General features: G+C 70.9%; 22 protein-coding genes and 1 riboswitch. Of the genes, 10 read left to right on the top strand and 12 right to left on the bottom strand.

Going from position 1 to position 19,360, the window contains the following annotated elements:
- Positions 1-47: 47 nt before the first annotated feature.
- Genes C1J01_RS03645 through C1J01_RS03635 form a run of 3 tightly spaced genes read right to left on the bottom strand, consistent with a single transcriptional unit; the run spans position 48 to position 2,297 of the window.
- Positions 48-392 carry a hypothetical protein gene (locus tag C1J01_RS03645; RefSeq protein ID WP_111175948.1) on the bottom strand — a complete coding sequence of 115 codons (345 nt, stop codon included), beginning with the start codon at positions 390-392 and terminating at the stop codon, positions 48-50.
- 26 nt (positions 393-418) lie between these two features.
- On the bottom strand, positions 419-1,579 hold the full coding sequence (locus C1J01_RS03640) for an ATP-dependent DNA ligase (protein ID WP_111175946.1): 1,161 nt from the start codon (positions 1,577-1,579) through the stop codon (positions 419-421).
- Positions 1,554-2,297: a pyrimidine reductase family protein gene (locus C1J01_RS03635; protein ID WP_111175944.1), complete on the bottom strand. Its 744-nt coding sequence runs from the start codon at positions 2,295-2,297 to the stop codon at positions 1,554-1,556. Before C1J01_RS03635 ends, C1J01_RS03640 begins: the two co-directional genes overlap by 26 nt.
- 127 nt (positions 2,298-2,424) lie before the next feature.
- On the opposite strand from C1J01_RS03635, the gene C1J01_RS03630 reads away from it, so the two are divergent.
- The gene (locus tag C1J01_RS03630; protein WP_111175942.1) at positions 2,425-2,820 is read left to right on the top strand and encodes a hypothetical protein; all 396 of its coding nucleotides are present in this window, start codon (positions 2,425-2,427) and stop codon (positions 2,818-2,820) included.
- A gap of 105 nt (positions 2,821-2,925) precedes the next feature.
- On the opposite strand, the gene glgX is transcribed toward C1J01_RS03630, so the two are convergent.
- Positions 2,926-5,055 (bottom strand): glycogen debranching protein GlgX, encoded by a 2,130-nt coding sequence (gene glgX, locus C1J01_RS03625; protein WP_111175940.1) that lies wholly within the window; start codon positions 5,053-5,055, stop codon positions 2,926-2,928.
- Positions 5,056-5,136: 81 nt separating this feature from the next.
- Positions 5,137-5,562, bottom strand: a complete 426-nt coding sequence (locus tag C1J01_RS03620) for an OsmC family protein (RefSeq protein WP_111175938.1) — start codon at positions 5,560-5,562, stop codon at positions 5,137-5,139.
- A 167-nt stretch (positions 5,563-5,729) separates the two neighbouring features.
- Here C1J01_RS03620 and C1J01_RS03615 point away from each other — a divergent pair, with 167 nt between their 5' ends.
- The 5 genes from C1J01_RS03615 to C1J01_RS03595 all read left to right on the top strand — a co-directional run bounded on the left by C1J01_RS03615 (position 5,730) and on the right by C1J01_RS03595 (position 10,279).
- Positions 5,730-6,281: a sigma-70 family RNA polymerase sigma factor gene (locus C1J01_RS03615; protein ID WP_220039714.1), complete on the top strand. Its 552-nt coding sequence runs from the start codon at positions 5,730-5,732 to the stop codon at positions 6,279-6,281.
- A gap of 58 nt (positions 6,282-6,339) precedes the next feature.
- Complete coding sequence (locus tag C1J01_RS03610; protein ID WP_111175934.1) at positions 6,340-7,230, top strand: maleylpyruvate isomerase family mycothiol-dependent enzyme; 891 nt, start codon at positions 6,340-6,342, stop codon at positions 7,228-7,230.
- A gap of 141 nt (positions 7,231-7,371) precedes the next feature.
- On the top strand, positions 7,372-8,574 hold the full coding sequence (locus tag C1J01_RS03605; protein ID WP_111175932.1) for a serine hydrolase domain-containing protein: 1,203 nt from the start codon (positions 7,372-7,374) through the stop codon (positions 8,572-8,574).
- A gap of 221 nt (positions 8,575-8,795) precedes the next feature.
- Positions 8,796-9,539 carry a hypothetical protein gene (locus C1J01_RS03600; RefSeq protein WP_146615458.1) on the top strand — a complete coding sequence of 248 codons (744 nt, stop codon included), beginning with the start codon at positions 8,796-8,798 and terminating at the stop codon, positions 9,537-9,539.
- Positions 9,540-9,703: 164 nt separating this feature from the next.
- Entirely contained in the window at positions 9,704-10,279 is a 576-nt protein-coding gene (locus C1J01_RS03595) for an HD domain-containing protein (RefSeq protein ID WP_111175928.1), read from the top strand.
- Between the two features lie 4 nt (positions 10,280-10,283).
- Here C1J01_RS03595 and C1J01_RS03590 read toward each other — a convergent pair whose 3' ends face one another.
- The gene (locus C1J01_RS03590) at positions 10,284-11,642 is read right to left on the bottom strand and encodes an ankyrin repeat domain-containing protein (RefSeq protein WP_235854233.1); all 1,359 of its coding nucleotides are present in this window, start codon (positions 11,640-11,642) and stop codon (positions 10,284-10,286) included.
- 184 nt (positions 11,643-11,826) lie between these two features.
- Between C1J01_RS03590 and C1J01_RS03585 the strand changes: the two genes are divergently transcribed.
- Positions 11,827-12,540, top strand: coding sequence for a DUF1707 SHOCT-like domain-containing protein (locus tag C1J01_RS03585; protein ID WP_111175926.1), 714 nt, complete (start codon positions 11,827-11,829; stop codon positions 12,538-12,540).
- Positions 12,541-12,611: 71 nt separating this feature from the next.
- Here C1J01_RS03585 and C1J01_RS03580 read toward each other — a convergent pair whose 3' ends face one another.
- From C1J01_RS03580 to C1J01_RS52970, 6 genes are all read right to left on the bottom strand, one after another.
- The gene (locus C1J01_RS03580) at positions 12,612-13,388 is read right to left on the bottom strand and encodes a sirohydrochlorin chelatase (RefSeq protein ID WP_111175924.1); all 777 of its coding nucleotides are present in this window, start codon (positions 13,386-13,388) and stop codon (positions 12,612-12,614) included.
- Positions 13,370-14,098, bottom strand: a complete 729-nt coding sequence (locus tag C1J01_RS03575) for a phosphoadenylyl-sulfate reductase (protein WP_111175922.1) — start codon at positions 14,096-14,098, stop codon at positions 13,370-13,372. The genes C1J01_RS03580 and C1J01_RS03575 overlap by 19 nt, the downstream gene beginning before the upstream one ends.
- The gene (locus C1J01_RS03570; RefSeq protein ID WP_111175920.1) at positions 14,095-14,268 is read right to left on the bottom strand and encodes an Insertion element protein; all 174 of its coding nucleotides are present in this window, start codon (positions 14,266-14,268) and stop codon (positions 14,095-14,097) included. Before C1J01_RS03570 ends, C1J01_RS03575 begins: the two co-directional genes overlap by 4 nt.
- Positions 14,265-15,953, bottom strand: a complete 1,689-nt coding sequence (locus C1J01_RS03565; protein ID WP_111175918.1) for a nitrite/sulfite reductase — start codon at positions 15,951-15,953, stop codon at positions 14,265-14,267. The genes C1J01_RS03570 and C1J01_RS03565 overlap by 4 nt, the downstream gene beginning before the upstream one ends.
- Before the next feature lie 111 nt (positions 15,954-16,064).
- Positions 16,065-16,148: a putative leader peptide gene (locus C1J01_RS53645; RefSeq protein WP_354532976.1), complete on the bottom strand. Its 84-nt coding sequence runs from the start codon at positions 16,146-16,148 to the stop codon at positions 16,065-16,067.
- 63 nt (positions 16,149-16,211) lie between these two features.
- Entirely contained in the window at positions 16,212-16,337 is a 126-nt protein-coding gene (locus C1J01_RS52970; RefSeq protein ID WP_268958570.1) for a hypothetical protein, read from the bottom strand.
- Between the two features lie 89 nt (positions 16,338-16,426).
- On the opposite strand from C1J01_RS52970, the gene C1J01_RS03560 reads away from it, so the two are divergent.
- The 3 genes from C1J01_RS03560 (at position 16,427) to C1J01_RS03550 (ending at position 19,216) form a co-directional block, all read left to right on the top strand.
- Positions 16,427-16,801: a YccF domain-containing protein gene (locus C1J01_RS03560; RefSeq protein ID WP_111175916.1), complete on the top strand. Its 375-nt coding sequence runs from the start codon at positions 16,427-16,429 to the stop codon at positions 16,799-16,801.
- A 131-nt stretch (positions 16,802-16,932) separates the two neighbouring features.
- Positions 16,933-17,793, top strand: a complete 861-nt coding sequence (locus C1J01_RS03555) for a YihY/virulence factor BrkB family protein (protein WP_111175914.1) — start codon at positions 16,933-16,935, stop codon at positions 17,791-17,793.
- Between the two features lie 34 nt (positions 17,794-17,827).
- A complete protein-coding gene (locus C1J01_RS03550; protein ID WP_111175912.1) occupies positions 17,828-19,216 on the top strand; it encodes a serine/threonine-protein kinase in 1,389 nt (462 codons plus the stop codon).
- Between the two features lie 38 nt (positions 19,217-19,254).
- A riboswitch (ZMP/ZTP riboswitch) is annotated at positions 19,255-19,337 on the top strand.
- Positions 19,338-19,360 lie beyond the last annotated feature (23 nt).

Here is a 19,360-nt window from a genome sequence, read left to right as displayed (position 1 = left end):
ACGGGGCCCATCCCAGGCAGGAATACCACAGATTCGGGATGGAATGTCTAGCCGCGGCCCTTCGACCCGTTGAAGATCGCGTTGATCACGAGCATCCCGACCCAGATGGGGATCACCATCATCTCGCGCCCGTCGCCGAGGATGGTGAGCACGAGCGTGGCCACCGTGCCGAGCGAGATCGAGACGATCGCCAGAGCCAGCCGCTGAGCCTGGTTGGGCCCGCCCACCGCCGCCTTGCCGGCCGCGGGGGAGGCGGCCAGGCGTTCGTCCACCCGGCGATCGATCTCCTGGCCCATCTTGTCGAGGAACGACTCCACGACGGCGTCCTCGAATTCGGGCCCGAGGTCGCGCCGGGCGGACACGGCCGCCTTGAGCTCATCACCAGTAGTCACATGTCGAGATATAACGCCAATGTGCGCTACCGGGCAAGGATGTCGTCCAGGTTGTAACTCACTGGACGCTCCAACTGCTCATACGTGCACGATTCGGGCGTGCGGTCGGGCCGCCACCGCCGGAACTGCGCCGTGTGCCGGAACCGGTCGCCCTCCATCTGGTCGTAGGCCACCTCCATCACCAGCTCCGGCCGCAGCGGGATGAACGACAGGTCCTTCTTGGCGTTCCACCGTGACACCGCGCCCGGCACCCGCTGCCCGCCCGTCGCCGGCCCGGCGGCCGGCTGGCCGATGTTGGCCGCCGCCTGCTCGGCCCAGTGGCCCCAGGGGTGCTCGCTCAGCTCCGCGATGTACGGCTTGACCTCCTCGACCAGCTCGGCCCGGCGCTTCATCGGGAACGACGCCGCCACGCCCACGTGGTGCAGCCGCCCGTCGTCGCCGTAGAGGCCGAGCAGCAGCGAGCCCACCACCGGGCCCGACTTGTGCTCGCGGTAGCCGCAGACCACGACGTCGGCCGTGCGCTCGTGCTTGACCTTGAACATCGTGCGCTTGTCGGGGACGTACGGCTGGTCGCCCGGCTTGACGATGATGCCGTCGAGCCCGGCCCCCTCGAACGTGTCGAACCACTCGGCCGCCTGCGCGTCGCTGGTCGTCACCGGGGTCAGCCGGATCGAGCCGCCCTTCTCCGGGAACAGGCCCTCCAGCCGCGCCCGCCGCTCGGCGAACGGCAGCTCCATCAGCGACTCGTCGCCCAGCGCCAGCAGGTCGAAGGCGACGAACTGGGCGGGTGTGCGCTCCGACAACATCTGCACCCGCGACTTGGCGGGGTGGATGCGCTGCTGCAGCGCGTCGAAGTCGAGCTGCGACCCCATGGGCAGCACGATCTCGCCGTCGACCACGCATCTTTCGGGCAGCTCGGCCCTGACCGCCTCGATCAGCTCGGGGAAGTAGCGCGTGAACGGCCGCTCCTTGCGGCTGCCGAGATAGACCTCCTCGCCGTCGCGGAACACGATGCAGCGGAAGCCGTCCCACTTCGGCTCGTAGAAGAGCGTGCCGTCCTGCTTGGGCATGGCCTTGACCGGCTTGGCCAGCATCGGCGGCACCGGCGGCCGCACCGGCAGATGGGGAACCGGCTCCGGCTCCTCCGGCGTCGCGGGGTGCTCAGACTGCGTCGTCGGCTCGGTCATCTCTGCGCTCCCTCGTGTACGTGCAGAAGAGGACCCCCTCCTCCTCCAGCACCTGGCTGAGACTGAGTGGCACCTTCGCGTGCTCGCCGTTCTGGATGCGCGCCGCGTCGCCTCCGACCAGCAGCGGGCTGATCGACAGGCACAGCTCGTCGACCAGGTCGCAGGCCGACAGCTGGGCGTTGACGCGGGGCCCGCCCTCGCACAACAGCCTGGTCAGCCCCCGCTCGTGGAGCCCGGCGACGGCGAGCTTCATGTCGACGCACTCGTCGCCGGCCACGATCAGGTCGGACCGCTGGGCCGCCAGCCTGCGCCGGTCGAGCGGCGCGTGCTCGCAGGTGATGACGATCGTCCGGCTCGGGGCGTCGGTGAACAGCGGCCCGTCGAGGTCGAGCGCGAGGCTGCGGGAGATCACCGCGATGGGCGGCACCTCCGGCCGCCCCTGGCGGAGCTCGGCCCACGACGCGCGCGGCGGGACCGGGCCGTAGCCCTCCTTGCGCACGGTCGCGCCGCCGGCGACCACCACGTCGGCCAGCCCGCGCAGGGTCTGGAAGATCCGTTTGTCGCCCTTGCTCGACAACCCTCCCGAGCGCCCATCGAGCCAGGCCGCGCCGTCGGCGCTGACGACCATGTTGAGCCGCAGCCACGGCCGGTCGTCAGGGTAGGCGTACGCCTGCACGATGTCTGGGTTGTCCTGTATGTCGGGATAGATGCGCCGCACTCCTCTACCTTGGCACACGCCACCGACATCCATCCGCCGGCAGATATCGCTTTTTACCTATCTCCGGACGTACGGGCGATTCTCCGCTTAACGTGACAAGAGGGATGGGGTCTGACAGGGAGGCACAATGGGCCTGGTAACCGCCGTCACGGGGGCGATCGCCGTGCTCGCGGGGGTCTATCTGCTGTCCTTCTGGCTGCCGCACGGCGGCCCGCGCCGGACCAAGGTCACCCGTTTCCCGTCGGCCCTGGTCGTCTCCCATCCGGCGCTGGCGGTGTCGTCGCTGGTCTGCTGGGCGGCCGGCCTCGCCACCGGGAGCCGGGCGCTGGCCTGGGCGGCGTTCGGCGGGCTCGCGGCCGCCGCGCTGCTGGGCTTCACGATGTCCACGCGCTGGCTCGGGGCCGGCCGCCACGGGACGGCCGCGAGCAGGTTCCCGGTGCTCGCGGTGGCCCTGCACGGCCTGGCCGGGGTGGCGACGTTCACACTGGTCTTCCTCACCGCCAGCGCGGCCCACGTCATCTAGCGCCGCCCCCGCTGGGACGGGCGAAAGGCGCACGCGGCGGCCGAGCGGCTGCAACCGGCCGCTGCTCGTCGTCAAGCGCGGCCGGATCGTGCACCGCGCCGGAGCTCAGGGTCTGGCGGTCTTGCGGGGTTGGCGCAGGAGTTGCAGGGAGCGGGCCGTGACGGCGACGACGTCGCCCGCCCGCCACTGCTCGTCGGCGAAGGCGTCCTCCACCGTGTCGCGGGTGGTGTCGAGCACCGGCAGCCACTCGGTGCCGAACTCCTCGCCCGGCAGCGTGAACGCCAGGCTCTCGTGGTGGGCGTTGATCAGCAGCAGGAACGAGTCGTCGACGATGCGCTCGCCGCGCGGCCCCGGCTCCGTGATGGCCTCGCCGTTGAAGTAGACCATCAGGGACTTGGCGTAGCTGATGTGCCAGTCGCCCGCCGTCATCTCGCGCCCGCCCGGGGTGAGCCAGACGATGTCGCGCTTGCCGTTGTCGGGGTTGCGGCCGTGGAAGAAGCGGCGGCGCTGGAAGACCGGGTGCTCGCGGCGCAGCTTCGACAGCGCCCTGACGAACTCCAGCAGCTCCGACTCGGTGTACAGCAGCGACCAGTCGACCCAGGCCAGGTCGTTGTCCTGGCAGTAGGCGTTGTTGTTGCCGCGCTGGGTGCGGCCCAGCTCGTCGCCGTGGGAGAGCATGGGCACGCCCTGCGACAGGAACAGGGTGGCCAGGAAGTTGCGCCGCTGGCGGCGGCGGAGCGTGACGATCTGCGGGTCCTCGACGGGGCCCTCGGCGCCGCAGTTCCACGAGCGGTTGTCGTTGGTGCCGTCGCGGTTGTCCTCGCCGTTGGCCTCGTTGTGCTTGTGGTCGTAGGAGACCAGGTCGGTCAGCGTGAACCCGTCGTGGCAGGTGACGAAGTTGATCGAGGCGACCGGGCGGCGGCCGGAGGACTCGTACAGGTCGGCGGAGCCGGTCAGGCGGGAGGCGAACTCGGGCAGGGCGGAATGCGTACCTCTCCAGAAATCTCGGACGATGTCGCGATATTTGCCGTTCCACTCCGTCCACAGGGGCGGGAAGTTCCCGACCTGGTAGCCGCCCGGCCCGACGTCCCACGGCTCGGCGATCAGCTTGACCTGCGAGATCACCGGATCCTGCTGGATCAGGTCGAAGAACGCGCTCAGCCGGTCGACGTCGTGCAGCTCCCTGGCCAGGGCCGAGGCCAGGTCGAAGCGGAAGCCGTCGACGTGCATCTCCAGCACCCAGTAGCGCAGGGAGTCCATGATGAGCTGCAGCGCGTGCGGGGAGCGCACGTTGAGCGAGTTGCCGCAGCCGGTGTAGTCGAGGTAGTAGCGCCGGTCGCCGTCGTGGAGGCGGTAGTAGGCGGCGTTGTCGATGCCCCTGAACCCCAGCGTCGGCCCCATGTGGTCGCCCTCGGCCGTGTGGTTGTAGACCACGTCGAGGATGACCTCGATGCCGGCCTCGTGCAGCGCCCGCACCATCGCCTTGAACTCCAGCACCTGCTGGCCGCGCGTGCCGGCGCTGGAGTAGCCCCCGTGGGGAGCCAGGTAGGCCATGGTGTTGTAGCCCCAGTAGTTGGTCAGCCCGCGGGCCACCAGGAAGTGCTCGGGGATGTAGTGGTGCACCGGCATGAGCTCGACCGCCGTCACGCCCAGCGACAGCAGGTGCTCGATGATCGCCGGATGCCCCACCCCCGCGTACGTGCCCCGCAGGTCGGGGGGCACGTCGGGGTGGCGCATCGTGAGCCCGCGCACGTGGGCCTCGTAGATCACGGTCTGGTGGTACGGGATGCGCGGCGGCCGGTCGTTGCCCCACTCGAAGAACGGGTTGACGACCACGTTCTTCGGCATGTGAGGCGCGCTGTCCTCGGTGTTGCGCCGGCTCGGATCGGTGAAGTAGTAGGGGAACAGCGCCTGGTTCCAGGTCAGCTCCCCGTCGATCGCCTTGGCGTACGGGTCGAGCAGCAGCTTGGCCGGGTTGCACCGGTGACCGTGCGACGGCTCGTACGGCCCGTGCACGCGGTAGCCGTAACGCTGCCCCGGCTGGATCCCCGGCAGGTAGCCGTGCCAGACGAACCCGTCGACCTCGGGCAGCTCGATGCGCTCCTCGGAGCCGTCATCGTGGAAAAGGCACAGCTCGACCCGCTCGGCGACCTCCGAGAACACCGCGAAACTGGTGCCCACGCCATCCCAGGTGGCGCCGAGTGGATAGGGCTCGCCCGGCCAGACCTCACGCATGTGACCCGATTGTCGCACGCGAACACGCTCTTGGTCTCTTGTTAACCCGAACGCTCTTCGAAAGACATCCGCTCGACCGGGTCAGAGCAGCTCCGCCTTGAGGCTGATGGCGGTGCCGGCCAGCGCCTGGCTGACGGGGCAGTTGGCCTTGGCGTCCTCGGCGGCCTGCTGGAACTGCTCGGCCGTGATGCCGGGCACCCGGCCCTGCACGGTCAGCACGATGCCGGTGATGCCCTTGCCGGGCTGGAACGTCACGTCGGCGCTCGTCCGCAGCGACTCCGGCGGCGTGCCGGCGCCGGCCAGCCCGTGCGAGAGCGCCATCGAGAAGCAGGACGAGTGGGCCGCGGCGATGAGCTCCTCGGGCGAGGTCTTGCCGTTCGCCGACTCGGCCCGCGACGGCCAGGAGACCTCGAACGTGCCGACTCCGGACGTGTCGAGCGAGACGGTGCCCGAGCCGTCGAGCAGGGCGCCCTTCCACTGGGTGGTGGCGGTGCGGGTGGTGGCCATGGTTGTGTGATCCCTTCGTGCGTCGGCTTTCGACACTATCGCTACCCGGACGTGTCCCTGGACGGTCATCCCGCTCTACATTTGGTGCGAACAGTGACATGCGGCGGACATGCGGCGGGCATGTGGCGCGGCCGCCATGATCCGGAAGACACGGGAGCGTGGTGCCAGTGGAGGCACCGTACGACGACCGCCTGCTGCACCAGCGGGTGGTCGGCGGCGACGAGTCCGCGCTGGGGGAGGTCTACGACCGCCTCTCCCCGCTGATCTTCGGTCTCTCCCTGCGGGTCACCAGGGACCGGGTGATCGCGGAGGACATCACGCAGGAGGTGTTCCTGCTCTTCTGGGAACGCCCGCTCGCCTACGACCCGGACCGCGGCACGCTGCGCGCCTGGCTGGCCACGATCGCGCACCGCCGCGCGGTCGACCACGTGCGGGCCGAGGAGCGCCGGCGGGTGTCGGCGCTCGGGCCCAGGCTGTTCGAGCGCGAGCCTGTCAGGCTGGAGGACACCGTGCTCGCCGCCGACGAGGCCGAGCGCGTCCGGCAGGCGGTGACCGCGTTACCCGACGGCTTACGGGAGGCGATCGAGCTGGCCTATTTCGGCGGCCGGACCTACCGGCAGGTCGGCGAGGAGCTCGGGGTGCCGGAGGGCACGGCCAAGTCGCGCATCCGGCTGGCGCTGCGGCGCCTGGCCGTCGCGCTGGCCGAGGAGGAAGTGTGATGGGCGCCGGCTCGCCGTTCGCGGGCCCGGCGGCCGTGCGTGCTCAGGAAGAGGTGTGATGGACCCCGTCGAGCGTCTCTATCTGGACGCGATGATGGAGGACGCGGCGGTGCCGGCCCACTCGCTGCGACCCCAGCTGCTGGCCGGGGCCCGGGCGCGGCGCAGGCCGGCGGCCCCCGCCGCCGACTGGGCGCGGCCGTACGCCGGCCGGGTGGCCGCCATGGACGCGCTGTTGACCTCGGCCGTGGACGACGACTGGGCGCGCGTCATCGTCGAGGGCTGGACGCTCCAGGAGCTGGTCGCCCACCTGGCCGCCAAGGACGGCCTGGTGGCCGCCTCCGTCGGCGCTCCCGTGCTCGGCCCGCCGATCGGCGCCGCCGACTCGCTGGGCCGGACGGGCGACGTGCAGGCGTACGAGCGGGCCCGCAGTCCGGAGCAGACCCGCCGCGACTGGCGGGCGCAGGCCGACGCCCTGTGCCGCCACCTGGCCACGCTGCCGCCCACGACCCCCGCCACGCTGGACGGCCTGGAGTTCGCGGTGCGCGACCACATCCTGGCCCGCGGCCTGGAGACGTGGATCCACACGGCCGACGCGGCGCGGGTGGCCGGGATCCGCCTGCCCGACCCCGTCCCCGAGCACATCCGCCCGACGGCCGACCTGTGCGCCCGCCTGCTGCCCTGGACGATGCTCTTCTCCGGCCTCGACGGCGCTGGGCGCACCCTGCACCTCACCCTGACCGGCCCGGGCGGCGGCGAATGGCGCGTCCCCCTCGGCGTGGCCGACACCGAGCCGGGGGAGCCGGACGCGCGCGTCACGGCCGACGTGGTGGCGTTCTGCTTCCTGCTGGGCGGCAGGGGCGACCCGGAGGATTTCCCCGCCGAAGTCGAAGGTGACCTTTCGCTCGCCCGGGACGTCCTCACCACGGCACCCGCTTTTTCTGGCCCGTAGTTCCGCAAATCGGACGAATTTCGATTATGGCGCTTTTTCGGGATAAGTAAAGGCGGAGAAAAGCGGAATCCGCCGATGAGTTTCCGCGCGCCGGAGAGTCTGTCCTCGCGAACCCTCACGCACCTGACGGAAGGAGCTTCGATGAGCCCGAGCGGACTCTCCCCGGCGCGGCTGGACCGGATGCGCGACGTGCTGGGCGCCGCCGTGGAGCGCGGCGACGTGCCGGGGCTGGTGGCGCTCGTCCACCGCCGCGGCGAGACGCACGTCGTCACGGCCGGCGCCGCACACGCCGGCGACGGCGCGCCGATGCGGCGCGACACCGTCTTCCGCATCGCGTCCATGGGCAAGCCGATCACCGCGGTCGCCGCCATGATCCTCGTCGAGGAGTGCCGGCTGCGCCTGGACGACCCGGTCGACGACCTGCTGCCCGAGCTGTCCGGGCGGCGGGTGCTGCGGAGCGTGGACGGGCCGCTCGACGACACCGTCCCGGCCGCGCGGCCCATCACCGTACGCGACCTGCTGACCTTCCGTGCGGGCTTCGGCGCCGTCATGGCGCCGCCGGGCGCGTACCCGATCCAGCGCGCGATGGACGAGGCGGGCCTGACCGCCGGGCCCGACGGGCCGGGCTGCGGTCCCGACGAGTGGATCAAACGGCTCGGCGCGCTGCCGCTCGTGCACCAGCCGGGAGCGGGCTGGATGTACCACACCGCGGCCGACGCGCTCGGCGTGCTGGTCGCGCGGGCCTCGGGGCGGCCGTTCGACGCGTTCCTGCGCGAGCGGGTCCTCGAGCCGCTCGGCATGCGCGACACCGGCTTCCAGCTGCCCACCGGCGAGCTCGGCCGGCTGGCGGGCTCGTACACGCCCGATCCGGCCACCGGGGCGCCGCTGCCGCGGCCCCATCCGCGTGACGGCGCATGGCACCGTCCGCCGGCCTTCCCGTCGGGCGGCGGCGGCCCGAGCCTGCTGTCCACCGCCGACGACTACCTCGCCTTCTGCCGCATGCTCCTCCGCAAGGGGCGGTACGACGGCGGGCGGCTGCTGTCGCGGCCCGCGGTCGAGCTGATGACCCGCGACCACCTCACGCCGGAGCAGAAGGCCGGCAACGAGGTCTTCTTCGGCTCCGGCGGCTGGGGCTTCGGCCTCGCCGTGGACGGCGCCCAGGACGGCCTGGACACGCGGCCCGGCCGGTTCGGGTGGGCCGGCGGCCTCGGCACCTCCGCCTACACCGACCCGGCGGAGGAGCTGATCGGCGTCGTGATGACCCAGGTCGCCTTCACCTCGCCCAGCGCGCCGAGGGTGATCCGTGACTTCTGGACGTCGGCGTACGCGGCGATCGACGACTGACGTCCGATATCAACGGAGAAGCCGCAAACATGGCTCAAATAATCGTTTAATCACACCTCCGGCGAACGCTAATGATTTGACGGGTTGTTTGGGTTCGTGGAGGTAAATGGGTTTCTGCGTATGGGTACGTCTGATCATGTCCGACTGCTCCTAGAAAATGAGCATCGGATTCCGGGTTTCTCTACCCATGGACGGAAATAATGCACGCAGAATCCACTCGTATGCGTACGTCGCGTCGCGGACGTATCGCAGGGCTGGCCGTGGCCGTCGCCGCCGCCGGCTTCACCCTTCTTCCCGGCCAGGGGGTCGCCGGCGCGAGCGCAGGCGCGGCCGTCGTCCAGACCGGCGCCGGGTATGTATCCGGTGAGAAACCGCTGCTCCGTTGCGGTCGTAAATGCTCGTGGGGCCCCCGCTGGTCCCGCACCCGCACCTTCTACGAGGTCGAGATCCACAACATCAACCACAACAAGCAGCGCCGTAAGGAGCAGCGCCACCACCACGACAGGCACGACGGGCCCGTGGTCGTCGGGGTACCGGTGAAGGAAGAGCCGAAGGTCGACGAGGAGGTGGTCGACGAAGAGCCGATTTTCGACCACAAGCGGGACGACAAGAAGTGGGACGACCACAAGTGGGACGACAAGAAGTGGGACAGGGACCGCTGGAAGCCGGACGAGCGGGATCACCATGACCACGACGGCTGGGAGGGCGACGGCTGGTGGCCCTTCAGCGCCGACGCCGAGCCGGACAACACCATCGTCCGCGACATCTACTTCGACGACGCGAAGAACGCCGCCGACGTGGCGAACACCGCCGACATGTCGAACACCGCCGAGGTGGCGAACACCGCCGAGGTGGCGAACACCGCCGACATGTCGAACACCGCCGCCATGTCGGACGCCGCCGAGGTGGCGAACAGCGCCGACGCGTCGAGCATCGACGGCGACAACGCATACTCCGGGCACTGACCCGGAGCGCGGCGGCCGGGCGTGAACCGCCCGCCGTGTGGACGGAACACGACGGGGGATGCCGTGCCGGCCGACCGGTCCCGGCATCCCCCGACAGCCGGGCGGGGCACGGCGGCGGCGGAAGCCGTCGTCTAGGCTCTGCGCCATGACGAGAGGGGGTCCTCGTGGCGGATGACGTGACGGGTCTGGCAGGACTGCTGTACGAGTTCGGGCTGCTCAAGCGGTACAAGCGGACGGGATGGCTGGTCGCGGGAGTGCGCGACCCCGAGAGCATCGCCGAGCACTCGTTCCGCGCGGCCGTCATCGCGGCGGTGATCGCCAAGCTGGAGGGCGGCGATCCGCAGCGGGCGGCGTTCATGAGCCTCTTCCACGACACCCAGGAAACCCGCATCACCGACATCCCGTACATCGGCAAGCGCTACCTCAAGGCGGCCTCCAACGAGGACGTCACCGCCGACCAGGTGCGGGGCGTCCCGGCGGCGGTGGCCGGCATGGTGAGCGACGCGGTCGCGGAGTACGAGGAGAAGACCAGCCTCGAAGCCGTCTGCGCCCGCGACGCCGACAAACTGGAGTGCCTCATCCAGGCCGTCGAATATCGCGAGCAGGGCCACCGCAACGTGCAGGGCTGGATCGACAGCTCGCTCGCCGCGCTCACCACCGCGACCGGCAAACGCCTGGCCGAGGAGGCCCTGAGCACGGGCACCCTCGACTGGGTCGTCCGCGTCCTGAACGGCGACTGAGCGCTCAGCCCGTCGGGGTCTGGGTGACGAGGTCCCTGGCGTAGTCGTCGTCGCTCTCCGCCAGCACCCGCTGCACGCCCTGCGCGGCCCGGTCGTCGCCGCGGATCGCGAGGCCGCGTGTGGCCTCGGCGACCGTGCGCAGGTCGGAGTCGGTCAGCCGGGCCGCCAGGGCCTCCCTGATGCGGGGCGTGTCGGCGGAGAGCCCGGCGAGCCCGGCGGTGGCCCAGTCGCGGATCTCGGCGTCGTCGTCCTGCGTCATCGAGATGAGCAGCGCCAGGCCCTCCTCGTGGTCCGGCGGCAGCACGTCGGCCAGCGCGATCGGGTCGGTGACCGTGCGCTTGTGGCCGGGCCGCCCGATCAGGTCGAGCACGTACGGCAGCGCCCGCGGGTCGCCCTGGTGGCCGAGCGCGGCCAGCACCGAGCGCAGCACCTGCGGATTGGCCTCCGTGGTCACCATCTTCTGCAGCAGCGGCAGCGTGCGCTCGAGGTACGGCTTGTCGCCGTCGGCGAACCCGAACTGGGAGATGGCGTCGACCCCGAACTCCCGCTCCCTGGCGTCCTCGCTCACGCACAACCGGGCGAGGCCCTCGTACGTGGCCTCGTCGGCCCGCTTGGCCAGCGCGTCGGCCACGATCCACCACGTCTCGGCGTCCTCGTCGATGTCGCGGTGGGCCAGGGCCCGCGCCACCAGCCGCTCCACCGGCTGCTGGACGCCGATCGCCTCCTCCAGCAGGGTCGCGACGGCGGCGTGGCCGCGCTGGGCCTGAACCTCCTCGGTCTGCGAGCCGTCGGGCGAACGCCCGGAGACGGTGACCAGCTCGGTGCCGTCCTTGGCGTACTGGCGGGTCACGACGTACTCCCAGCTGTCCTGCTCGATCTGGTCGAGCAGCGCGCTCTCCAGGTGCACGCCCACCCAGTCGACGGCGATCTCGAGCGGGGTGTCGCCGTCGCCGTCGTACTTCTGCGGGTCGGCCCCGGCCTCCAGCAGCTCGCGCACGACGCCGAGCGCGCCGCGCCGGGCGGCGAGCGTCAGCGGGGTGTCGCCGTCGTCGTTGGTGACGTCGGCCTCCGCCCCCGCCTCGATCAGCACGCGGGCGACGGCGGAGTGGCCGTTGGCGGCGGCCCAGAGCAGGGCGGTCCAGCCGCCGGCCTCGCGCGCGTCGACCTCGGCGCCGGCCGCGAGCAGCGCGGCGGCCACCTCGGTGCGGTCCCAGGCGGCGGCCGCGCACAGGGGCAGCCCGCCCTCCCCGCCTTCCTCCGCCGGCTCGCTGGGACGGTTGGGATCGGCGCCGCTCGCGAGGAGCTTGCCGACGGTCTCGGTGTCGCCGTTCAACGCCGCGCGGTAGAGCTGTTCCTCATGCATGACAGGGACCCTAGCCTGGTCCGGCCGCGCCCCGGACCATGCCAGGGCCCCGTGTCATCGGGTGGTACGCGGCCCGCCCGTGAACGGGTTCACCGCCCATGCCGGACGCGTATGCATCGAACGTCGTACGGATTCCTACCAAAGGAGGAGCTTCACGGCGGTCAAGACGCGATATGTTGCGTCTATGACTGATCCCGGTGGGGTCCGCGCGTCGGACGCCGAGCGCGAGGCCGTCGTCGAGCAGCTCCGTGTCGCCTCGGTCGAGGGGCGGCTCACCCTCGCCGAGCTGACCGACCGCACGGAGGCGGCCTACACCGCCACGACCCACGCCGAGCTGGCCCTGCTCACGCAGGACCTGCCGTCCGCCGGCCTGACCGCGCCGTCGCCGGCGCCCGCCGCGACGGGCAGGAAGCGGCGGTGGTTCGTCGGCGTCATGGGAGACACCAAGCGCCGCGGGACCTGGCGCGTCGATCAGGAGCTCGGCGCGGTGGCCGTGATGGGCGACGTGCTGCTCGACCTGCGCGAGGCCGAGGTCCGCACGGACCAGGTGGACATCGTCGCCGTCTCCGTGATGGGCGACGTCAAGATCATCGTGCCCGACGGGGTCAACGTGGACCTGGAGGGCGTGGCGGTCATGGGCGACAAGAAGGTCGACGTGCTGGAGGCGGCCCCGGGCATGAACGTGCCCGTGGTGCGGGTCAAGGCGTACGCGGTGATGGGCGACGTCAAGGTGATCGGCGACGCGCGGGCCAAGCCGCTGCAGCGCGGGTTCGCGGCCTGGCGCGAGCACTGGCGGAAGCTGCACGGCGACGACTGGCGCGAGATCGGCCGCCAGCTGCGCACTGAGGGCCGCGAGCTGCGCAGGCAGCTCCGCGACGACCGCCACAACGGCTACTGACCCACCCGCCTGGCGCGCAAGCCGCCGACCGGCCGCTCTACCGGACCGCTACCGGTCGGCACGGCCTGAGGTCAGCCCGCCAGGGGCAGCGGTTGACGCAGGGCGGCGTCGTAACGTTCCAGCACCACCCGCACGAGCTCGGGAGCGGGCCCGAGCACGTCGGACACCAGCTCGGCGCCCGCCTCCAGCGCCTCGCGGCGCACCCTGTCGGCGAAGTAGCCCGGCGCCAGCAGGTACGGCGCCACGACCACGCGCGGCGCCCCGGCCCGCAGCAGCGCCGCCACGGCCTCGCCCGGAGCCGGCCCCGCGGCCGAGGCGTACGCCGGTGAGACAGTCCACCAGCCCGCACGCCGCCACGACCGCGCCATCCCCGCGACGACCGCGTTGGCCCGCGCGTCGCTCGACCCCGCCGACACCAGCACCACCGCGGTGCCGGGATCGCCCACGGGGACGCCCGCCTCGGCGAGCCGCCGCTCCAGCGCGGACAGCAGCAGCGGATGCGGCCCCAGCGTGGCGCCGTAACTGACGCGCAGCCGCGGCTCGCGCGCCCGCGCCTCGTTCAGCGCCGCCGGGAGGTCCACCCGGCTGTGGTAGGCCTCGGTGAGCAGCAACGGCAGCACCACGGCCTCCTCCAGGCCGTGCAGCGCCTGACCCAGCGAAGGCGCGCAGTGGTCGAGATATGCGACCCGCACGTCCAGCGGCACCTGGTCGAGCAGCGCGGCCACGGTGGCGGCGGCGCGCGGGTCGCGAGACCCGTGCGCCACCGCCACCAGTGGCACGCGGCCGGGGGCCGCCCCGCCTGCCAACGGGACGGAGCCCCTGTCGGGGATCACAGGTGAATGCCGCATTCGACCTTCCCCAGGCCCGCCCAGCGCCCGCTGCGCGGATCCTCTCCCTCCGCGACCTGCCGCGTGCACGGCGCGCAGCCGATCGAGGGGTAGTTGTCGTAGTGCAACGGGTTGATCAGCACCCCGTTGTCGGCGATGTAGTTGTCGACGTCCTCCTGCGTCCAGGCGGCGATCGGGTTGACCTTCACCATCTGCCGCTTGGCGTCCCACTCCACGACCTTGGTGCCGGCCCGGCTGGGCGACTCGTCGCGGCGGATGCCGGAGATCCACGCGAGGTACGGCTCCAGCGCCCGGTTGAGCGGCTCGACCTTGCGCAGGTAGCAGCACAAATCGGGGTTGCGGCCGAACAGCCGCGGGCCGAGGTCGCGATCCTGCTCCGCGACCGTGCGCGAGGGCTTGATGTCGATCACGTTGACGTCGTACACCTGCCGCACGGCGTCGCGGGTGCCGATCGTCTCCACGAAGTGGTAGCCGGTGTCGATGAACAGGACGTCCACGCCGGGCTTGACCCTGCTCACCAGGTCGATGAGGAGCGCGTCGCTCATCGAGGAGGTCAGGCACAGCCGGTCGCCGAACGTCGCCGCCGCCCAGCGGATGATCTCGCGGGCGGGGGCGCCCTCCAGGAACGTGGCGGCGGACTCGACGATCTCCCGCAGATCGAGCTCGCCGCCCTGCTCTCTGAGACCGGCCTCGATGTCGGCCAGCGTCATATCTTCACTCCGATTCCGAGAAACTTCAGCTTGAAGGCCCGAGCGCAGGCGCGGCAGTACCAGCCGCCGCCCGCCGCCGACCCGGCAGATGCGCTCAGTTCGCCCTCGTAGGGCTCCAGATCCTCGTCGCCGCAGTAGGGGCAGTGGAAGGGAACCGCTCGTTCGCTCATTTCAGGTCCGCCTCGTCGGCTCGCTGCACCCAGTCGGCGAACGACTCGCCTTCCTTCTTCTGGCTGTCGTAGTTGGACACGACGCGCGCCACGTAGTCGGGCAGCGCCTTGGCGGTGGTCTTGAGCCCGCGCACCTTCCGGCCGAACCCGGCGTTCACGCCGAGCGAGCCGCCCAGGTGGATCTGGAAGCCCTCGACCTGGTCGCCGTTCTCGTCGATGACGAGCTGGCCCTTCAGCCCGATGTCGGCGACCTGGATGCGGGCGCACGAGTTGGGGCAGCCGTTGACGTTGATGGTGAGCGGCTCGTCGAAGTCGGGCAGCCGCCGTTCCAGCTCGTCGATCAGGTCCGAGGCGGCGGCCTTCGTCTCGACGATGGCGAGCTTGCAGTATTCGATGCCGGTGCAGGCCATCGTCTGGCGGCGGAACGTGGACGGCTTGACCCGCAGGTCGGCGGCCTCCAGCTCGGCCACGATCGAGTCGACCTGGTCGGGCGCGACGTCGAGGATGACCATCTTCTGCTCGACCGTCGTGCGAACCCGGCCCGAGCCGTGGCGCTCGGCGATGTCGGCGATCGCGTGCAGCTTGTCGCCGTCGAGCCGGCCCACCTTGGGGGCGAAGCCGACGTAGAAGTTGCCGTCCTTCTGCCGGTGGACGCCGACGTGGTCGCGCCGGCGGCCGCGCGGCAGCTCGGGCGCGGGCCCGTCGGGCAGCCGCTCCTTGAGGTACTCGGTCTCCAGCACCTCGCGGAACTTCTCCGGCCCCCAGTCGTTGACCAGGAACTTGATGCGGGCGCGGTGGCGCAGCCGCCGGTAGCCGTAGTCGCGGAAGATGGCGACCACGCCCTCGTGCACGTCGGCCACCTGCTCCGGCCGGACGAACACGCCGAGGCGCTTGGCCAGCATCGGGTTGGTCGACAGGCCGCCGCCGACCCACACGTCGTAGCCGGCCTCCCCCTGCTCGTCGACCACGCCGACGAACGCCACGTCGTTGATCTCGTGCACCGTGCAGTGAGCCGGGCAGCCGCTGACGGCCGACTTGAACTTGCGCGGCAGGTTGGAGTACGCCGGGTTGCCCACGACCCGGTCGTGGATCTCCCGGATCTCCTCCGTCGCGTCGATCACCTCGTCGGCGTCGATCCCGGCGAGCGGACAGCCGAGGATCACGCGCGGGGTGTCACCGCACGCCTCGGTGGTCGACAGGCCCACCGCCTCCAGGCGCTCCCAGATGTCGGGCACCGACTCGATCTCGATCCAGTGGAGCTGGATGTTCTGGCGGTCGGTGACGTCGGCGGTGCCGCGGCCGTACTCGTTGGAGATGTCGGCGATCGTGCGCAGCTGGGCGAGGTCGAGCTGGCCGCCGTCGATGCGCACCCGCAGCATGAAGTAGCTGTCGTCGAGCTCCTCCGGCTCCAGGATCGCCGTCTTGCCGCCGTCGATCCCGGGCTTGCGCTGGGTGTAGAGGCCGTACCAGCGCATGCGCCCACGCAGGTCGGCGGGGTCGATCGAGTCGAAGCCCCGCTTGGAGTAGATGTCGATGATGCGCTGGCGGACGTTGAGCCCGTCGTCGTTCTTCTTGTTCTCTTCGTTCTTGTTGAGCGGCTCGCGGTACCCGAGGGCCCACTGACCCTCGCCGCGCGGGCGCTTGTGGTGCCGGTTGGCAGGAGTGCGGCTGGCAGGGGTGATCATTGCGCGTCCTTCGGATCGTCGGCGCGCGCAACGTCCCGCCCGCCTCGTCATCGAGGGCAGGGCTTGCGAAAAGAGGAGTGCGACGCGCTCAGCGGCAGACAGAAACTACGGTCAGCGGGCGTCGCAACAGATGGCAGAGCGGACACGCAGAAGGTCGACGTGGCGTCGACCGACGAGCATGGGGTCCGCTGGCATGCTTCTGAGACTACTCTGGCTGTCCGAGATGTCCAAGACCGCGTCCAGAGTGTGGGACTTGTCTCATCCCTGGTGCGGCCAGCTCAGCTCCGAATCGTCCTGCTCCTGCTCCGTCTTGTGCTGGCAGTCGCACCACGAGCCGCCGCGGCACTCCTCGTGGCGCTTGTCCTTGCAGCTCTCGCAGATCACACCCGCATTATCACTCCGGGTGCACATCCGGGACGGGATCGGGGAGACACCCGAGGCGGCGCGGCCAAGATCGGTGACATGCTGACGGCATGCGCACGATTCTGAACGTCATCTGGCTGGTCTTCGCGGGCGTCTGGCTGGCCATGGGCTACGCCCTGGCGGGGATCATCTGCTGTGTCCTGATCGTCACCATCCCGTTCGGCATCGCCTCGTTCAGGATCGCCTCGTACGCGCTGTGGCCGTTCGGCCGGACGGTGGAACGCGACCCGGACGCCGGCGTGTTCTCGCTCCTCGGCAACATCATCTGGTTCGTGGTCGCCGGGATCTGGCTGGCCATCGGGCACGTGGTGACCTCCATCCCGCTGTTCATCTCGATCATCGGCATCCCGATGGCCATCGCGAACCTCAAGCTGATCCCCGTCTCCCTCCTCCCGCTGGGCGCCCGCATCGTGCCTGGCGACTAGGGCTGGACCAGGGACGTAAGCTGTGGCGAAGAGTCACTGCGAATTCCCGTTGGGTGCCCATGACGTCCACCGAAGCGCCATCCCGGCCCAAGCGAGGTCTCGCCTCGCATGCCCGGGCCAGGTTGAGCTGGGTGCTCGACACCCGTTCCTGGGCCATCGTGCGCGCCGCGACCAACGCCGGAGTCGCCTACCGCGTGACCGGCCTCGCGGGTGAGGCGGCGTTCTTCGCGCTGCTGTCGCTGCCGCCGTTCGTGCTGGGGCTCATCGGCGTGCTCGGCAAGCTCGGCACCTGGCTGGGGCCGACCGTCGTCACGCAGGTCAAGACGTGGGTGATCGACCAGGCGGGGCTGCTGTTCACCGACGACGCGGTCAACTCCGTGGTCAACCCGCTCATCACCGACGTGCTCAGCGACGACGCGGGCAAGGTGTCGATCATCTCGCTGGGCTTCCTGCTGTCGCTCTGGTCGGGCTCGCGCGCCCTGTACGTCTACGTCGACCTCATCTCCGTCGCCTACGGGCTCGGTGAGGAGCGCGGCATCATCCGCACCCGGCTGATGTCGTTCGGCCTCTACGTCGTGGGCCTCATCATCGGCATCATCGTCATGCCCATCCTGGTCATCGGCCCGACCCTGCTCAGGGACGCCCTGCCGGGGGAGTACGGCATCATGATCGACCTGCTCTACTGGCCGGTCGTGATCATCGGCTCGGTGCTGTTCCTCACCGTGCTCTACCACGTGAGCGTGCCGGTGCGCACGAAGTGGTATCGCGAGCTGCCGGGCGCCATCCTGGCGCTGTTCCTGTGGATCGTCTGCGCGGCGGTGCTGCGCGCCGTGCTGGCCGCCTGGTTCTCGCCCGTCTCGGTGTACGGCTCACTGGCCGCCCCCATCGCGCTGCTGCTGTGGCTCTACATCACCGCGCTGGCCGTGCTCATCGGCGCCATTCTGAACGCCGAGGTCGACCGGCTCTGGCCGGGCGTGGGCCGCACGAAATAGCCACGACGCGGGCGTGTCCGGAATAATCCCTGCGATGGACGTGCAGCGGGTCGGACCGTACACCCTCGTCAAGAAGCTCGGCGAAGGCGGCATGGGCTACGTCCACCTCGCCCATGACCCCGCCGGGCGGCCGGTGGCGCTCAAGACCATGCGGCCCGAGCTGGCCGCGCGCGAGGAGTTCCGGCGCAGGTTCGGCAAGGAGGCCGAGGCGGCGAGACGGGTCGCGCGGTTCTGCACCGCGCCCGTGCTCGACGCCGGCTTCGACCGCGGCACCGCCTACATCGTCACCGAATACGTCGAAGGCCCCGACCTGTCGGCCGTCGTCGCGCAGGCGCCGCTGGCCGGCTCCAACCTGGAGGCCCTGGCCGTCGGCGTGGCCACCGCGCTGGCCGCCATCCACCAGGCGGGCGTCGTGCACCGCGACCTCAAACCGTCGAACGTGCTGCTCAGCCCCGTCGGGCCGCGGGTCATCGACTTCGGCATCGCCCAGCTCGCCGACACCGGCCAGGCGGTGATGACGGTCGCGCAGAGCATGGGCACGCCCGCGTACATGTCGCCGGAGCAGGCCAGGGGAGAGCAGGCGAGCCCGGCGAGCGACATCTTCTCGTGGGGCTCGCTGGTCGCGTACGCGGGCACCGGCAGGCCGCCGTTCGGCACCGGCGGGGTCCACGAGGTCGTCTACCGGGTGATCAACCACGTGCCCATGCTCGACGGGCTGGACGAGCGCATCCGGCCGCTGGTGGAGCGGGCGCTCGACAAGGACCCGCGTCGCCGGCCGACCGCCCAGCAGCTCATGGACCTGCTGCTGGGGCGTTCGGAGGTTCCGGTCGCGGCGGCGACGAAGGCCGTCTCGGAGACCTGGACGCCCGTCCTGACCAGGCCCCAGAGCCTGCCCGCGCCCAAGCCCGCGCCCGCGCGGCGCGGCCCCTGGCTGCCGGTCGTCGTCGGCGTGCTGGCCGCCGCGCTCGGCGCCGGAGCCACGCTGGCCGTCGTACGCCCCTGGGAGGAGCGCGGCGCGCTGCCGGGCACGGCCGCCACCACCAGCACCGTCGACGCCCTCGGCACGAGATTCGAGGTGCGGATCGACTCCCTGGTGCGCCAGGGCGCCACCGCGCGCCTGCAGTGGACGGTCAAGAACGTCGGCACCGAGAACGCGCCCCTGTACAACAAGTTCGGCAACGGCGCCCTCGACACCACGGTCTCGCGGGTGAGCATCGTCCCGCCGGGCGTGGGCAAGCCGCTCTACCCGGCCAGGAAGGACGACGCCTGCCAGTGCTCCAACGTGCCCACGGCGCCGTTCGACGGAGGCAACCAGCTGCAGTTCTGGGCCGTCTACGACGGGCTGCCCGAGGACGCCGAGCACGTCGACGTCAACCTCGGCCCGCTCGGCGTCATCACGAACGTGGCCGTCTCGACGGCCTGATCGCCGACCTGGGCTCCCGGCCTCATCCGCTATCGTCTACAGCGAGACGCGACTGGCGCATTGGGTGGGAACGACCACCGGGGAGCGGAGGGAGCGGAGGCCGTGCGCCTGGGTCTTCGCCGATGGTCAATGATGACAGGAGAG

Source organism: Nonomuraea aridisoli (assembly GCF_003236395.1).
Lineage (GTDB): Bacteria > Actinomycetota > Actinomycetes > Streptosporangiales > Streptosporangiaceae > Nonomuraea > Nonomuraea aridisoli.
This window is presented reverse-complemented; position numbering and strand designations above follow the sequence as displayed.

Bases quoted from the DNA above. Each gene is read 5' to 3' on its own strand.
- C1J01_RS03610 (WP_111175934.1), top strand. From the start codon at position 6,340: ATGGACCCCGTCGAGCGTCTCTATCTGGACGCGATGATGGAGGACGCG.
- C1J01_RS03630 (WP_111175942.1), top strand. From the start codon at position 2,425: ATGGGCCTGGTAACCGCCGTCACGGGGGCGATCGCCGTGCTCGCGGGG.
- C1J01_RS53645 (WP_354532976.1), bottom strand. From the start codon at position 16,148: ATGCCAGCGGACCCCATGCTCGTCGGTCGACGCCACGTCGACCTTCTG.
- C1J01_RS03585 (WP_111175926.1), top strand. From the start codon at position 11,827: ATGACTGATCCCGGTGGGGTCCGCGCGTCGGACGCCGAGCGCGAGGCC.
- C1J01_RS03575 (WP_111175922.1), bottom strand. From the start codon at position 14,098: ATGACGCTGGCCGACATCGAGGCCGGTCTCAGAGAGCAGGGCGGCGAG.
- C1J01_RS03580 (WP_111175924.1), bottom strand. From the start codon at position 13,388: ATGCGGCATTCACCTGTGATCCCCGACAGGGGCTCCGTCCCGTTGGCA.
- C1J01_RS03600 (WP_146615458.1), top strand. From the start codon at position 8,796: ATGCGTACGTCGCGTCGCGGACGTATCGCAGGGCTGGCCGTGGCCGTC.
- C1J01_RS03620 (WP_111175938.1), bottom strand. From the start codon at position 5,562: ATGGCCACCACCCGCACCGCCACCACCCAGTGGAAGGGCGCCCTGCTC.
- C1J01_RS03605 (WP_111175932.1), top strand. From the start codon at position 7,372: ATGAGCCCGAGCGGACTCTCCCCGGCGCGGCTGGACCGGATGCGCGAC.
- C1J01_RS03560 (WP_111175916.1), top strand. From the start codon at position 16,427: ATGCGCACGATTCTGAACGTCATCTGGCTGGTCTTCGCGGGCGTCTGG.
- C1J01_RS03550 (WP_111175912.1), top strand. From the start codon at position 17,828: ATGGACGTGCAGCGGGTCGGACCGTACACCCTCGTCAAGAAGCTCGGC.
- C1J01_RS03570 (WP_111175920.1), bottom strand. From the start codon at position 14,268: ATGAGCGAACGAGCGGTTCCCTTCCACTGCCCCTACTGCGGCGACGAG.
- C1J01_RS03640 (WP_111175946.1), bottom strand. From the start codon at position 1,579: ATGACCGAGCCGACGACGCAGTCTGAGCACCCCGCGACGCCGGAGGAG.
- C1J01_RS03590 (WP_235854233.1), bottom strand. From the start codon at position 11,642: ATGCATGAGGAACAGCTCTACCGCGCGGCGTTGAACGGCGACACCGAG.
- C1J01_RS03565 (WP_111175918.1), bottom strand. From the start codon at position 15,953: ATGATCACCCCTGCCAGCCGCACTCCTGCCAACCGGCACCACAAGCGC.
- glgX (WP_111175940.1), bottom strand. From the start codon at position 5,055: ATGCGTGAGGTCTGGCCGGGCGAGCCCTATCCACTCGGCGCCACCTGG.